General features: G+C 54.5%; 14 protein-coding genes. 9 read left to right on the top strand and 5 right to left on the bottom strand.

What is annotated here, in order from left to right:
* Positions 1–117: 117 nt before the first annotated feature.
* The 3 genes from NYE24_RS18605 to NYE24_RS18595 are packed head-to-tail and all read left to right on the top strand — an operon-like array spanning position 118 to position 3,778.
* Positions 118–861 (top strand): polyphosphate polymerase domain-containing protein, encoded by a 744-nt coding sequence (locus NYE24_RS18605; protein WP_036691824.1) that lies wholly within the window; start codon positions 118–120, stop codon positions 859–861.
* Positions 854–1,537 (top strand): DUF4956 domain-containing protein, encoded by a 684-nt coding sequence (locus NYE24_RS18600; protein ID WP_342476377.1) that lies wholly within the window; start codon positions 854–856, stop codon positions 1,535–1,537. The genes NYE24_RS18605 and NYE24_RS18600 overlap by 8 nt, the downstream gene beginning before the upstream one ends.
* Positions 1,538–1,564: 27 nt before the next feature.
* Entirely contained in the window at positions 1,565–3,778 is a 2,214-nt protein-coding gene (locus tag NYE24_RS18595; RefSeq protein WP_342476376.1) for a carbohydrate-binding domain-containing protein, read from the top strand.
* A 74-nt stretch (positions 3,779–3,852) separates the two neighbouring features.
* Here NYE24_RS18595 and NYE24_RS18590 read toward each other — a convergent pair whose 3' ends face one another.
* Positions 3,853–4,767 carry a phosphatidate cytidylyltransferase gene (locus NYE24_RS18590; RefSeq protein WP_036691833.1) on the bottom strand — a complete coding sequence of 305 codons (915 nt, stop codon included), beginning with the start codon at positions 4,765–4,767 and terminating at the stop codon, positions 3,853–3,855.
* Between the two features lie 118 nt (positions 4,768–4,885).
* Between NYE24_RS18590 and NYE24_RS18585 the strand changes: the two genes are divergently transcribed.
* From NYE24_RS18585 to NYE24_RS18575, 3 genes are all read left to right on the top strand, one after another.
* On the top strand, positions 4,886–5,431 hold the full coding sequence (locus NYE24_RS18585; protein ID WP_036691837.1) for a hypothetical protein: 546 nt from the start codon (positions 4,886–4,888) through the stop codon (positions 5,429–5,431).
* 76 nt (positions 5,432–5,507) lie between these two features.
* Positions 5,508–5,990, top strand: coding sequence for a DinB family protein (locus tag NYE24_RS18580; protein ID WP_036691839.1), 483 nt, complete (start codon positions 5,508–5,510; stop codon positions 5,988–5,990).
* 311 nt (positions 5,991–6,301) lie between these two features.
* Entirely contained in the window at positions 6,302–7,177 is an 876-nt protein-coding gene (locus NYE24_RS18575) for an aminoglycoside phosphotransferase family protein (protein ID WP_076156462.1), read from the top strand.
* A 61-nt stretch (positions 7,178–7,238) separates the two neighbouring features.
* Here NYE24_RS18575 and NYE24_RS18570 read toward each other — a convergent pair whose 3' ends face one another.
* The 3 genes from NYE24_RS18570 to NYE24_RS18560 all read right to left on the bottom strand — a co-directional run bounded on the left by NYE24_RS18570 (position 7,239) and on the right by NYE24_RS18560 (position 9,789).
* Positions 7,239–8,126: a diacylglycerol kinase family protein gene (locus tag NYE24_RS18570; protein ID WP_076156465.1), complete on the bottom strand. Its 888-nt coding sequence runs from the start codon at positions 8,124–8,126 to the stop codon at positions 7,239–7,241.
* A 133-nt stretch (positions 8,127–8,259) separates the two neighbouring features.
* The gene (locus tag NYE24_RS18565) at positions 8,260–9,234 is read right to left on the bottom strand and encodes a catalase family peroxidase (RefSeq protein WP_083677879.1); all 975 of its coding nucleotides are present in this window, start codon (positions 9,232–9,234) and stop codon (positions 8,260–8,262) included.
* A gap of 69 nt (positions 9,235–9,303) precedes the next feature.
* Positions 9,304–9,789: a GNAT family N-acetyltransferase gene (locus tag NYE24_RS18560; RefSeq protein ID WP_342476375.1), complete on the bottom strand. Its 486-nt coding sequence runs from the start codon at positions 9,787–9,789 to the stop codon at positions 9,304–9,306.
* 148 nt (positions 9,790–9,937) lie between these two features.
* Between NYE24_RS18560 and NYE24_RS18555 the strand changes: the two genes are divergently transcribed.
* Positions 9,938–10,279 carry a zinc ribbon domain-containing protein YjdM gene (locus NYE24_RS18555; RefSeq protein ID WP_036691846.1) on the top strand — a complete coding sequence of 114 codons (342 nt, stop codon included), beginning with the start codon at positions 9,938–9,940 and terminating at the stop codon, positions 10,277–10,279.
* A 250-nt stretch (positions 10,280–10,529) separates the two neighbouring features.
* Here the strand turns inward: NYE24_RS18555 and NYE24_RS18550 are convergent, their stop codons facing one another.
* Positions 10,530–11,570 (bottom strand): stalk domain-containing protein, encoded by a 1,041-nt coding sequence (locus tag NYE24_RS18550; RefSeq protein WP_342476374.1) that lies wholly within the window; start codon positions 11,568–11,570, stop codon positions 10,530–10,532.
* Positions 11,571–11,753: 183 nt separating this feature from the next.
* Here NYE24_RS18550 and NYE24_RS18545 point away from each other — a divergent pair, with 183 nt between their 5' ends.
* Together NYE24_RS18545 and NYE24_RS18540 are read left to right on the top strand one after the other, a co-directional pair.
* Positions 11,754–12,425 carry a TetR/AcrR family transcriptional regulator gene (locus NYE24_RS18545; RefSeq protein WP_084648825.1) on the top strand — a complete coding sequence of 224 codons (672 nt, stop codon included), beginning with the start codon at positions 11,754–11,756 and terminating at the stop codon, positions 12,423–12,425.
* 70 nt (positions 12,426–12,495) lie between these two features.
* Positions 12,496–13,920 (top strand): DHA2 family efflux MFS transporter permease subunit, encoded by a 1,425-nt coding sequence (locus tag NYE24_RS18540; RefSeq protein WP_036691852.1) that lies wholly within the window; start codon positions 12,496–12,498, stop codon positions 13,918–13,920.
* Positions 13,921–13,930 lie beyond the last annotated feature (10 nt).

Below are 13,930 nucleotides of genomic sequence, written 5' to 3'. Positions count from 1 at the left end.
TCAAGGGGACCTTTAATCAACCTTAATCCATTTAAGATTCACTAAAGGTTCGGAGGCTAAGATACATTCATAAGCAAGCGGCACCACTCATTACTCCCCTGAAAGGAACTGATCCCCATGGCTATTGAGGTCTTCAACCGTTACGAGAACAAGTATCTGCTGGACCATGAATCCTATCTGAAGCTCTATCATGAATTGCTGGAATATATGGAGCCTGATGCATACAACAAGCAGCACGAATATTATTCCATCACCAATCTGTATTATGACACCCCGCAGAATTCCTTGATCCGCAGCAGCCTGGCGAAGCCGAAGTACAAGGAGAAGCTGCGCATCAGAGCCTACGGCATTCCTGAAGGCGACACCAGGGTCTATCTGGAGATCAAGAAGAAGGTGCTGGGTCTGGTCAACAAAAGAAGAACCCCGCTGAAGCTGGATGAAGCCTATGCATTCATCGAGAGCGGCAGAGAGCCTGAATTCGCGAGCTATATGAACAAGCAGGTGATCGAAGAGATCAAGTACTTGCTGACCCGCTATGATCTGCAGCCGAAGCTCTATCTGTCCTATGATCGCAAGGCTATGTTCTGTAAAAATAACCGCGATCTCCGCATCACCTTCGATACCAATATCCGCTGCCGCCGGTATGATCTGAAGATGGAACATGGCGTGTATGGCGAGGAGCTGCTGGAGCCGGGGCAATGGCTGATGGAAGTGAAGGCGGAGAAGACCATTCCGGTCTGGCTGGCCAAGATGCTGTCGGAGCATCAGATGTACCGCACCAGCTTCTCCAAATACGGCAACGAATACAAAAAAATGCTGCGAAACAGCCAATCAGAAAGAGAGCGTGTCCGCTATGCTTGATTCGATATTTTCCGTAGCTGAGTCTACTTCAGAACTAACATTCATGAATGCTGCTTTAACCATCGTCATCGCCATTATCCTCGGCGGGCTGATCAGCTTCACCTACATGAAGACGAGCCCTGCCGGATACTCACAGAGCTTCACGCTGACCATGGTTCTGCTGCCGGTCATTGTAGCGATTATCATCTTGCTGATCGGCAGCAATGTGGCCCGGGCCTTCAGTCTGGCGGGCGCCTTCTCGATCATCCGGTTCCGAAGCGCCCCCGGTGATCCGAAGGATATCACTTTCGTTCTGTTCACTATGGCCTCAGGGCTGGCCTGCGGGGTAGGGGCCTTCGGTTACGCGGTCTTTTTCACCCTGATCCTCTGTTTTCTGATGACCGTGCTTAACCGTACAGGCTTTGGACTTAAGAAGACAATGCACAAGACACTGAAGGTAACGATCCCTGAGAATCTGGGCTATGAGGAAGCCTTCGCGGAGGTTTTCAACACCTTCAATGTGGCCTACGAGCTGAAGAAGATCAGAACCACGGAGCTGGGCAGCCTGTATGAGCTGGTCTACGCTGTAACGATTGATGAGCAGACAAGCCAGAAGGAGCTGCTGGATGCCATCCGCACACGTAACGGGAACCTGGATCTCTCACTAACCATGGCACCTGTCATGAACGAATACTAATCCGCTACAGGAAGGGAACGATGACTGATGAAGAACAGATTAACAGCCGGGAAAATAGGACTTATGCTGCTATGCACCGCAGTCATGTCGGCATGCAGTGCAAAAGCAGCTACGCCATCCGATACAAGTAACAACGTGAATACAACAGTTGAGGCCGTTCAGAGCAGTGCCTCTGCCGCCGGACAGCCGGCAAGTGTGAAGACAGCAGATCTTGTGACCTGGGAGGAAGAGGATGCAGTAACCGCCTGGACGGCAACAGATTCGACCGCTATAACCCTGGCTGGAACAACGGCTGCAGTTGATGGTGCCGGCGCTACGGCGCAAGAGGGCACAGTGACCATTACGGAGGCAGGCACTTATGTGCTTAGCGGCACACTGAGTGACGGCCAGATTATCGTAGATGAGCAGTCCAAAGGGACCGTAAGGCTGGTACTGAATGGCGCTCACCTGACGGACAGCGATAATGCCCCGGTCTACATCAAGGAAGCCGGCAAAGTGGTCATCACCTTGCAGGAAGGGACGGATAACAGTGTGACGGATGGAGCTGCGTATGTGTTCGCTGAAGGAGCTGAGGATGAGCCAAGCGCTGCGCTCTTCAGCAAAGCCGACCTGACGATTAACGGCACCGGCAAGCTGACGGTTACCGGCAACTATAACGACGGCATTACCAGCAAGGATGATCTCAAAATTGTGTCCGGCACGCTTGAGGTGAAGGCAGCCGATGACGGCATCGTCGGGAAAGATATGATTGCCATTCAGGACGGCCATATTACAATTCATGCCGAAGGCGATGGCCTCAAGTCAACCACTGACAAGGATGCCGCTAAGGGCTTCATCGCCATTGCCGCCGGAACCTTCGACATTACGGCTGCCAATGATGGGATACAAGCGGAGACGGCCGCAGTCATTGATGGTGGCACCTATACGATGGTAACCGGCGGTGGCTATGTGAATGCCGAAGTGAAGACCGGCGATCAGGGAGGGCCGGGAATGGGCGGCGGCGGCTTCGGCCAGCGGCCGGAGGACGGTAGCTTCCCTGCTCCGGGAGAAGACGGGGGTACACCGCCTGCGATGGATGCTGCGCCAGCGGCCGACCAGCGCCAAGCAGCGGAGAGTGGCACCGCAGGCGCAGCACAGTCAGACACCGCAGCAGCGGCGGAGACGGAATCCGTCAGCGCCAAAGGGATTAAAGCAGGCGGCGACCTGACCGTGAACGGCGGAAACTTCACAATAAATTCCGCCGATGATGCACTGCACAGTAACGGAAACATCAGTGTGACAGATGGAGAATTCCAGATCACTACAGGCGATGACGGGATTCATGCCGATGCTCTGGTCTCCATATCGGGCGGCACCGTCAATATTACGAAGAGCTATGAAGGGATAGAAGGGGCGGACATCACCATATCCGGCGGTGATATTCATGTGACAGCCACGGACGATGGCGTCAATGTGGCCGGAGGCAACGATACCAATGCAGCAGCAGGAACACAGGCACAGGATTCGTTCAGCAGCACCGGCAGCAACCTGCTGACCATTAGCGGCGGCACCCTGACTGTAGATGCCGCAGGCGATGGCCTGGATTCCAACGGCTCGGTAACTATGACCGGCGGCACCGTCATTGTGAATGGCCCCGAGAACTCCGGCAACGGCGCTCTGGATTATGACGGAGCCTTCAACATCACAGGCGGATTCCTGGTAGCCGCAGGTGCATCAGGAATGGCACAGGCTCCGGGCGAAGACTCCGGCCAGTATTCGGTAAGCGTGGAGTTCGCAGCAACCCAGCAGGCCGGAACGATGGTTCATCTGGAAGACGCTGACGGTAAGGCTGTTCTGACCTTCGCTCCGGCAAAGAGCTTCCAGACCGTAGTGGTCAGCACTCCAGAACTGAACGGCGGCTCTTATACCGTCTATACCGGCGGCAGCTCTACCGGAACAGCAACAGACGGATTGTATACCGGCGGGACGTACAGCGGGGGCAGCAAATTTGTTGCTTTTGACATCACCAGTCCGGTGACCTGGGTGAATGCATCGGGTGTAACCACAGGCGGAAGTGGTATGGGCGGGCCGGGGGGCGGCGGCTTCGGCGGTAGAGGTAACAGAGCCGGAGGCGGACCAGGCGGAGAGGGAGGAACGCCGCCTGCGGACGCTGGTACTACGAAGCCAGCCGATGCAGGCACCACGAAGCCGGCAGATGCAGGCACTACAGCTCCAGACAGTGCAGGTACAAGCACGAATTAAGCGGGACAGCATAGCAGAGACTATCCATTAACGGATAGTCTCTTCTTTTGCACATTAAGGGCTGTGATCAGCGGCTACATGAAGTCGAAATAGTAGCGGATGACATGGAAGAATACCGGTGCGGTGTAGGCAAGACTGTCTACGCGGCTCAGGTAGCTTTTTTGCAGCGCTGCGAATTTGTCGTCATCCCCGATCAGCAGATCCCGCTTGAGTACGGAGACTGTCAGGCTGCCGAAGAAGCCGCTGAGACTGATCAGCATGCCGGAGAGATAGCCAAAGGCCGGATTCAGCGGTGTAAGATGAGAATAGCTCAGGTACGAGACTGCTGTAGTCACCACGAACGCGCAGACGAAGCCTTCCCAGGTCAGGTGGGGATTCGCGGTCGGGACGATCCGGTGCTTGCCGATGTAGAGCGAGGCCAGATAATGCACAGCATCATTGAGCTGGGTCAGCACCACCAGGAAGAGAACCAGCCCTGCGCCGTATTCCGGCGTGGCGAACTGGAAATAGGCCAGATGGCTAAGCCCGAAGACCATCAGCATCAGTCCCCACTGCACCGCGCTGACACCGCGCAGGAAGCCGAGCGTTCCCTTGTTAATCAGCCGGGGAATCGGCAGCAGCAGGAACACATAGACTGGAATGAAGATAATGAACATCCCGTACCACTCAATGTAGATCCAGTAGAACTGCAGCGGAATGGACAGGTACGCCCAGAGGAACAGCCTGCGGTCTGCTTTTCGGGTGCGGATCATGGAGAAGTATTCCTTAAGGGCGAAGAAGCTCAGGACCATCAGGGACAGCAGGGACACGACCGAATTGGACAGGGTAGCCAGGCAGAAGATGAACAGCATGCCCCACCAGGTTCGGATGCGGAAGCCGATTCCGGTATAATCCTTGTCCTTCTGTAATTTGCTGACCACAAGATACAGCACATGGATCACCGATAGAGCTGCAAAGATCAGAACTAGTGTGAATAAAGAACGGTTCATTACAATCACCAACTTGTCTCGGGTATCATTTCAATATAGGAATTTTATGCTAAAATAGATAGAGCGTCCAGCTTATTATGAAGCAAAACAACCGACTTGATAAGGGGAAATATTGTAAATGTCAGCAGATCCATCGGTGTACATCATGCTCACCAATACGGGAACGCTGTTCACGAAGCTCATTCAGGGGTATACCAAAGCGCCGTATAATCATGCCTCGATCTCGTTTAACAGGGAGCTGTCCGAGCTATATAGCTTTGGAAGGAAGCATCCGGCCAATCCGCTGAACGGCGGGTTCGTGAAGGAGGATATTCGCACAGGTACCTACAGTAAATATCCAGAGACGACTTGCGTCATCTACGAGCTTCAGGTTACGGACCGTGAGGTTGAGAAAATGAAGCGGGTGCTCCAGGTCTTCATCCGCAGCCGCCAGAAGTATCTCTACAATATCCTCGGCGTCATCGGCATTGCCTTGAAGGAGCCGGTGGAGTTCAGCAACTCGTATTTCTGTTCGCAGTTCGTTGCCGAGATTCTGGAGCGCTCGGGCATTAAGCTGTGGAACAAGCTGCCTGCACTCGTCACCCCGGATGACTTCCGGCAGAGCGACCGGCTGCATCTAGTCTATTACGGCAAGCTGAGCGAATACAAGCCCTCCAGCCAGTAGAGAAGTCCCCGTTCCCGGTAGGGAAGGGGGCTTTACTTAGAATATAACGGAATGCGGAGTAGAGGAGAGTGAAGGAATGATTCATGCCAAGGATGTGCTTGCCAATCAATTGCTGGCCGGGGCCAACGATCCCAGCTGGCATCTTCCCTATATGCAGGCTGTGGAGGACGTGACCGAGGAGGAAGCGTTCTGGAAGCCCGGTGAAGGAGTCAACAGCATAGCTGAGCTTACCCAGCATTTGCTGTACTGGAATGAAGCCTGGCAGACACGGTACCGCGAGGGGCATATGGACGCTGTGCCTCCGGTTAAGGATAATAACCTCAGCTTCAGGCTTCCGGCAGATATTGCGTTCAGTGAGCTGCGCGGAAGGCTGCTGCAGGCGCTCTTGAACTGGCAGAGTCTGTTGTCTGAGGAAGGGCTGGAGGAGCAGGTGAACGGGTTCCCGGTACCGGCTGCATGGTGGGAGATCATTAGCAATGCGGCAACTCATAATGCCTATCATATCGGTCAAATGGTGTTGATCCGCAAGCTGTACGTCCCGTTCAGGCCACAAGCATAAGCACCGTCCAGGGCAGGTATTGGCTGTGCGTAGGGACCGCTAAGAGGCATGACCCAAGCAGACTGGCCGGGATTCTCTTGCCGGTCTCTTTGCTGTACAGAGAGGGCTGAAGCCTAGAGCTGCTTGTGCAGAATAGCTTAATCTGTAATGAAATGGAGCATGTGATATTCTTGAAATATAAGGATTTATACGTTGCACACGATAACTTATCCTTCTATTTCTCGCTGAAACGGTGCCGTCCCTAAAAGGATGGCAAAGTCGTTTTCACTTGGCATAGGGTCTACTGAAGGGAAAAGAGAGGGATTCATATCATGATTGAGAACATCATCAGAGGTCTGGAAGCAAGATATGCCTGCCGGCTGGAACGGCTGACAGGGGGATATACGAATCTCACCTATCTGATGGCGGGGGCGGAGCCGCCGCTTGTAGCCAAAATAACAAATCTGTCCAATGAAGACACTCTCAATGAGGTTCAGGTGATGCGGCTGGTGCAGGGAAGCTGTGATACCCCGGTGGTGCATGAGGTGGCGGAGATGGAGGGGATGCGCATCATCATCATGGACTGCATGCAGGGCGGGAACGCCCAATCCGTTCTGGATGCCAGGGACTGGACAAGAGCCGGGCGGATCTACAGCAGAATGGGGCAGCTGCTGGCTGCCCAGATTCATTCCCGCCCTTATCAGCCGCAAGAGACAGAGATCCGGCTCAGCAACAGATCTGCACTGAGTCAGGTGATTCAAAAGCTGGAATTCGTCCCCGCCGCTCTCGGCAGGCAGTCGCTTCACTTTCTGTCTGCGGCGGAGGCCGGGGAGCTTCCGTGGGTCCTGACCCATGGCGATTACGGAGTGCATAATCTGCTCTGTGAAGGCGATGATCTGCTGCATGTGCTGGACTGGGAATGGGCGGAATGGGGCAGCCCGCTGAATGATGTAGCCTGGGTCTGCTGGTTCACGAAGCATCATTATCCCGTACAATCCGTGCTGCTTAACACGGCCTTCTTGCAGGGCTATCTGTCTGTTAACCCGCTGTCCTTCACGCCGCAACAGATGAAGGCGGCGAGTCTGTACAGGGTATGGAATATCCTGCACCGCCTGCAGATAGCGCCCAAGGAAGTGCAGCGTGAATGGGTCAGACGTCTGGAATGGACACTGGATGAGGACTTCGCAGAGCTGCATGGAATCAGTTGAGGAAGAGGCTTGTCCCGGCTTCCTGTACCCTGTATCCTGTAGTCTGGAGTGCCTTAGTCGGTCATTCCTCCGGCACCACGACCTGAATATGGCGCGGAATGGTGCTTAAGCGGATCGGCAGCTGCGGACCTTGCTCGCCATCCACATTCGTCTGTACTGGCTGAGTGGAGCGGACGGAGACCTCCTTGGCTGTGAAATAGATGACATCCTTATGATTCCGCAGATTGCCGAGCAGCAGGGAGATGCTGACCGTAACGGAATTCAGCAGGTGCAGGTCCTTGACGATGAAGCAATGGAGCAGGCCGTCATCTACAGCGGCAGCAGGAGCAAGCTTCTCGAAGCCGCCTACGGAATTCGTCAGTGCAGCAATGAACAGCGGGGAGGAGCCTTCCCAGATCTCCCCGTCGTGAGTAATCGTCAGGGGATGTGCAGTATTGCTGGCCAGCTCCTTAATGCCCTCTTTTAGATAAGCAAGGAACCCGAGCCGGCTCTTGTCTTCGGAGCTGACCGAGGAGAGGGAGCCTGCCAGAGAGCCTGCGGCTACCACATTGACGAACAGCCGGTCATTCAGCCGGCCCATATCGACTCTTCGGGTCCGTGGCGAAGCCAGGCTCTGGATTGCCTCTTCAGGAATAAGCGGAATCTGTAGCGCGCGGGCGAAATCATTGACAGTGCCCATCGGCACAATGCCAAGTGTGGGGCGGTGCTGCTGATCTGTAAGGCCGTTCATCGTCTCGTGGAGCGTCCCGTCTCCTCCAATGGCAACCACCAGATCATAGCACTCGGCGCATGCCTGGAGGCAGAAGGCGGTTGCATCTCCTTCCCCTGCGGTCTCCTGGACGGTTACCTGATACCCTGCGCCTTGCAGCACCTCTTCCGCTGCTCTGATATAATCCCGCGCCTCTGCCTTGCCGGACGACGGGTTCATGATGACCATGGCCTGCTGCATACTGCACTCCTTTCTCTTGTAACCGGATTAATATCCATTAACCAACTAAGTATAGCGTTTGAATCAAAAGCGCCAAAGGGCGCAGTGTCCCTTTGGCGCTGGGCCGGTATAAATCTGTCGCAGCAGGCAGCAGCTACCTTCCTTCGATCCGCCGTCCATAAGATTCGGCGTAGGCCGCGCTGCGGAACCTCAGAATCGGGTCATCCGAGAGGAGCATGCCGGTTGTAAGGATCGTAGGGTCCATGAGCAGATCTTTCGGATCGGGGCAGATCTCTGAAATATGCAGCCGCCCGAGATCGATTCTCCGGCGCTCTCCGGGCCAGGCACGGGTAGGATCATCCGTAGCATCGCCTTCCTCTCCAAGAACAGCGACCAGTTGGAAGATGGCCGGCTCATCCTTGAAGCGCAGCTCCAGCTCATCCTCCAGATAGCGGTCCGGTTGCTGCGCTGCCTCTTCCAGCGTCAGTGTGCGCACACCCGTCTCGGGAACCCACTCGAACCGGACAGGCCGCTGCCTGCCTTCTGCATTGACCAGCATATAAGCATGTATGCAGTAATAGTGGCATTCGGCGTAGCTGGCAGGCGGCTTCAGCCGCCGCACAGCGAGCAGGGCCTCCTTGCTCTCGCTGAAGTGGCTGACAATTTCCTTCATCAGCTCAATCGGTCCGAGTGTTCCGGTCCGCAGCCGGTGGGCCATATGTACAATATCGATGAAGGACTCCGGGGTCCGCGCAAAAAAGACAGGGACGGTCACTCCAACCAGATTCGTCACCTCGCCATCCGGCAGGATGAACTGGACAGCCATCCCCTTGGCAGGGGAGAGCAGATCCGCAAGTGCTGGATCGGTGGAACTGCCTGAGAAGCGGATAATGGTATTCACCTGCTGCTCCTGAAGGTGTTCCGCCTCCGTGAATTCCTTCCCCAGTCCGCTCGGCCGGAAGAAGCCGCGGCAGCAGACTCCCGCTGCATGGGCGCGGCGGTATCCGGGATGCACACCGGACAGGTTCTCGATCGCGTCTACAGCCTTGGCGGCAAGCCCTTCAGCCTCAGCTTGCTCCCCTGCCAGCAGTTGTCCGGCTAAGTCAGCTTTATTCTTGCCCTCATTCACGCTCGTATCCCTCCCGCATATCCATTGAAATGGAATTATCTACATCCTAATTCTTACCACACCGGCCATTCATCTAAACTGCTTCTCATAAACATCCACTTCGTTATTGTGGTTATCGGTCGCTCTTCTGACCGGGGCGAACCCGTTTCGGGTCCAGAAGGCCTCCCCGGCCTTGTTCTCCAGCTGAACGGCTAGTCTGACGGCGCTGAGGCCATGATTCCTGAACATTCGCTCCAGCGCATGTACGGCGGTTTTTCCGATCCCCTGCCGGCTGTATTGCCGGTGAATCACCAGCAGGCCGATCCACGGATAATGATCCGCGCTATAGTCAGGCAGGTAGGTGATCAGACCGGCAATCCGGTCATGGCTTCTGATGTATAGCATTTTCTCCCCCATGGTGAGGTTGTTGCGGTTCTCCTCCTCCAGCTCCAGGGGCTCCAGAAACGCCTTATGCAGGACCATCTGGTTGAATTCAGGCTGAGAGTTCAGGATGGAGGCCTGAATATCCAGACTCTCCGGCGCTAACGGGTCCAGTACTGGTTCTAACCAAATCATATCATCACCCGCTTATAATTAATTATGTATCTAATTAGATATTAATATAATTATATGATCTAATCAACTACCATGCGCAGGAATATGCTAAAATAAAGCAGACTTACCCATACAACATGCATTAAGCAGAAATGGAGATTATTAATCAATGAATGAATTACCGAATTGCCCGCAATGTGGCTCTGTGTATACCTATGAGGATGGAGCGCTGCTGGTCTGCCCGGAGTGTGCACATGAGTGGTCTCTGGATGCAGCGGGCGCAAGTGGCGATGATGAGAAGGTAGTGAAGGATGCTAACGGCAATGTCCTGGCTGACGGAGACACCGTAACGGTGATTAAAGATCTCAAAGTCAAAGGCAGCTCGTCCGTTCTGAAGATAGGCACGAAGGTGAAGAATATCCGTCTGGTGGACGGCGACCATGATATCGATTGCAAAATCGACGGGTTCGGCGCAATGAAGCTGAAATCGGAGTTTGTGCGCAAGGCATAGCAAGAAACAGCAAGAAGCGGGTGCGGAAGAGATGGAAATAGGGCACTTATTTCTGGCGGAATGAAGTCATATGAAGAAGCAGTTGGAAAAAGTACACCTAATTCACCGAATCTTATAGACTCGGCTGCGCTTGGTCAGATTAAGTGCCTTTTTTCCAACTGTTACTCCTGAATGGGGCATTTGCTTAGGCAGCAAGTGTAGAAAATCCAACTGTTACCGGGGACCGCTGAATTCCCGCCCGCTCTCCCCGCTATAGAATCCGCCGTGCGGTAACAAACCGCTGCTTCCACTTGCTGCTGAAATCCTCCATATGTACACCCTGCTCCTTGGAGTAGGTATGCAGAATCCGGTTATTTCCGGCGTAGATGGCTACATGTCCGATGTCGAGGTCCCTGGCGGTGAAGAAGAGCAGATCTCCGGTGCGCAGCTCGTCCAGGCCAACCTTCCGGCCTTCCTGAGCCTGATCGTAAGAGACGCGGGGAAGCTCAATCCCAAGCGTATCCCCGAATACACGCTTCACAAAAGAAGAACAGTCGAACGTATTCGTCTGGTCAGGAGAAGCGCCAAATTCATAAGGGGTATTCAGATATTTCTTACCTGAAGCAATCAGGGCTTCCCCTTGCTTCTGCAGCAGGGAAGGGCTTCTGTAATCCGTGAATTTCGGCTTGGAAGATACATATCCTCTCATATGATCTGCGGTCCGCACCTCCAGCCAGAGGGCATCAACCTCACGGATGACATGGACCTTGCTTCCGGCGGGCAGCAGGCCCAGGCTAGCCGCACTGCTCCCGGCATCCGGGGTGCTGCGCAGGTTGACCCCCCAGGTGACCGAGGTCTCATAGGCGGACGCCGAGGAGATAAGGACAGAGCCCGAAGCCGGCTCCCAGCTCACCTCGCTGCCCAGGGCTTCACTGACGAAGCGCAGGGGAATCATACTGTAGCCTTGCGATAGTTGTCCCGGTACCGTCAGCTGGGTGGTCTTCCCGTTCAGCAGAGCTGTGGACGAGCCTAAGGTATAGGTAAGTGCAGTGCCGCCTTTGACGGCAGTTACGGTCTTGCTTGCATTGTTCCAGGAGAGCTCAGCCCCCTGGGCTTCGAACAAGCCGCGCATGGGGACCAGTACAGTCCCGCCGATATTTAGCGGCCGGGTCTCCGGCTGAAGCTGCTGCCCGTCAAGGTAGATGGAGATGGGCTGGGGTGAGGGTGCTGCATCTGCATGGGCATAACTGCCCACCGTAGCGGTCAGGGCCAGTCCTAGCAGAGACAGCAGCATAGTCGTTCTTGTTGTCATGGATTCATCACCTTTTGGATAGATTTAACTCTCTCCAGTTAGACGCGATTGGTGTGAATTGGTTTTGTGCCAATTGTTGGTAACGTGTCGCAGACAATGCTGTAAGAGCCCTGCTTGACGTCCGCCAGGATGCAGATTATAATCTAACCAGTTAGTTATAAATAAGAATAGGGGGTAACAACCATAACCACAACAGGGAACAAACGCAGCGCCAAAATCTACGATGCCGCCCGGACCCGGGGCGTTATCCTGGATGCAGCCGAGGAGATCTTTGCCGAGTCCGGCTTCTCAGCGGCACGGATTGATGCCATTGCGAAGGCTTCCGGGTATAACAAAAGCCTGATCTACCAGTATTATGGCGACAAATTAGGGTTGTACACGGAAGTGGTCAAGCGGGCGGACCAGATTGGCGAACAGATCACCGGCTCGTTCATCAGCGAACTGCTGAAGGATGAGCAGCTACTGAAGGACCCGTCCGCATTCAAAAATTTCGTGGAATACTGGACCCGTCAGACGGTCTCCTTCCTGCTGGAGCACCGGAGTTACCTGAGAATCCTGTTCTGGGAAGCTGCAGAGGGCTGGAAGACCTGGAATCAGATTCCCTATCGTCCGGACGATGACCCTCAGATGCATGAAATTGCTCTGGCCGCCCAGAGGAACGGAATTCTCCGCCCGGATCTGGACCCGGCGCTCTTTCCGATGCTGATCATGAACATAATTGCAATGACACTGCAGTCGTCTTCAAGGTTTGAGCACTTGTTCGGCAGTCTGGACTCTCCGCAGGTTAGAGAGCAGACCACCCGGCAGATCGTGCAATTTATTATCCATGGCGTCATGGAGCCGTCTTTATTGTAAGGGCGGTTTTTTTAAAGATAAATATAAACAACTAGTTAGTTTTAAAAGTGCAGATAGAGGAGGAGCAGAGATGGAGAACGCACCAAAGGGAACCAATCTAATCATGGCTATTCTAATTATCGGGACAATGGCGGGGCTATTGAATCAATCCTCGCTGAATACGGCACTGCCTAACATTATGGGTGAGTTCCAGTTGTCTGCGAGCACCGTGCAGTGGTTAACGACCGCATTTGCACTGGTGACGGGTATTGTTGTTCCGATTACAGCTTATCTTATTCAGCGCTTCACGACGAAGCAGGTATTCGTCTTTGCGATGGGCATGCTGAGCGCGGGTACGCTTCTGTGTGCGGTTTCCCCGAGCTTCGGCCTGCTGCTCACCGGAAGAATTGTGCAGGCGGTCGGAGTGGGCATTATGCTTCCCCTGGTCCAGACCCTGACGTTCATTCTCATCCCGGTAGCCAAGCGCGGGTTCACGATGGGGCTGATCGGGCTGGCGATTAACTTCGCTCCGGCGATCGGACCTGTGCTGAACGGCTGGCTCGTGGAGGATCATTCCTGGCGCTTGTTGTTCTATATTCTGGCTCCTTGCTCGCTGCTGCTTACGCTCCTGGGCGTGTTTCTGGTGAAGAACGTGACGCCACAGGTGAAAAGCAAGGTGGATGCAATCTCCATGACCTTATCCTCGCTCGGCTTCGGCGGTGTGTTGTACGGATTCAGTGTCTCCGGCAGCAAAGGTTGGGGAAGTACGGAGGTGCTGATCTCCCTCGCGGTCGGGTTCATCGCGCTCTGCCTGTTCGTGTGGAGGCAGTTGACGATGGAGAATCCGCTGCTGGAGCTGCGGGTGTTCACCAGTCCCTCGTTTACCCTGGCTACGGTAATCAGTATGATCCTGATGATTATCATGCTGAGCGCACAGCTCCTGCTGCCGCTCTATATGCAGACCATGCTTGGCTATTCCGCGCTGAAGTCGGGTCTGATGCTGCTTCCAGGTGCGATTCTGATCTGTATTATGTCCCCTATCGCGGGGAAGATTTTTGACAAAATAGGTGCCAGAACGATGGTAATCACCGGAATCAGCCTGACGGTCATCTCTGCACTGTTGTTCTCCAATCTGACGGAGCATACGTCCTATACGTTCCTGATGGTGGGCTACTCCCTGCGGATGATCGGTGTCAGCCTGACCCTGCTGCCTGTCGTCACCAGCGGAATGAATTCTCTGCCGCCTGCTCTGATCCGTCATGGTATTCCTGTGAACACTACACTGCGTACTGTCGCTGGTTCCATTGGGACGGCTCTGCTTGTTACTATAATGACCTACAGCGGCGGCGGCCTGAAGCAGACAGGCGATGTCCATAGCTTAATTCACGGGATGAATGTGGCTTCTATGGTTACGACAGGAGCCGCAGTGGTTGCACTGATCCTGTCCTTGCTCATCAAGCGAAAGGAGGCTCCTGCGCCTGCGGAGATTGCAGCGAAGGGCGTTGCTGTGAAATAACCGCTCATAG

Source organism: Paenibacillus sp. FSL H7-0350, from assembly GCF_038593195.1.
In the GTDB taxonomy this organism is placed as follows: Bacteria; Bacillota; Bacilli; order Paenibacillales; family Paenibacillaceae; genus Paenibacillus_AQ.
This window is presented reverse-complemented; position numbering and strand designations above follow the sequence as displayed.

Coding starts and splice junctions, on each gene's coding strand:
- NYE24_RS18605 (WP_036691824.1), top strand. CDS start 118: ATGGCTATTGAGGTCTTCAACCGTTACGAGAACAAGTATCTGCTGGAC.
- NYE24_RS18600 (WP_342476377.1), top strand. CDS start 854: ATGCTTGATTCGATATTTTCCGTAGCTGAGTCTACTTCAGAACTAACA.
- NYE24_RS18595 (WP_342476376.1), top strand. CDS start 1,565: ATGAAGAACAGATTAACAGCCGGGAAAATAGGACTTATGCTGCTATGC.
- NYE24_RS18590 (WP_036691833.1), bottom strand. CDS start 4,767: ATGAACCGTTCTTTATTCACACTAGTTCTGATCTTTGCAGCTCTATCG.
- NYE24_RS18585 (WP_036691837.1), top strand. CDS start 4,886: ATGTCAGCAGATCCATCGGTGTACATCATGCTCACCAATACGGGAACG.
- NYE24_RS18580 (WP_036691839.1), top strand. CDS start 5,508: ATGATTCATGCCAAGGATGTGCTTGCCAATCAATTGCTGGCCGGGGCC.
- NYE24_RS18575 (WP_076156462.1), top strand. CDS start 6,302: ATGATTGAGAACATCATCAGAGGTCTGGAAGCAAGATATGCCTGCCGG.
- NYE24_RS18570 (WP_076156465.1), bottom strand. CDS start 8,126: ATGCAGCAGGCCATGGTCATCATGAACCCGTCGTCCGGCAAGGCAGAG.
- NYE24_RS18560 (WP_342476375.1), bottom strand. CDS start 9,789: ATGATTTGGTTAGAACCAGTACTGGACCCGTTAGCGCCGGAGAGTCTG.
- NYE24_RS18555 (WP_036691846.1), top strand. CDS start 9,938: ATGAATGAATTACCGAATTGCCCGCAATGTGGCTCTGTGTATACCTAT.
- NYE24_RS18550 (WP_342476374.1), bottom strand. CDS start 11,570: ATGACAACAAGAACGACTATGCTGCTGTCTCTGCTAGGACTGGCCCTG.
- NYE24_RS18540 (WP_036691852.1), top strand. CDS start 12,496: ATGGAGAACGCACCAAAGGGAACCAATCTAATCATGGCTATTCTAATT.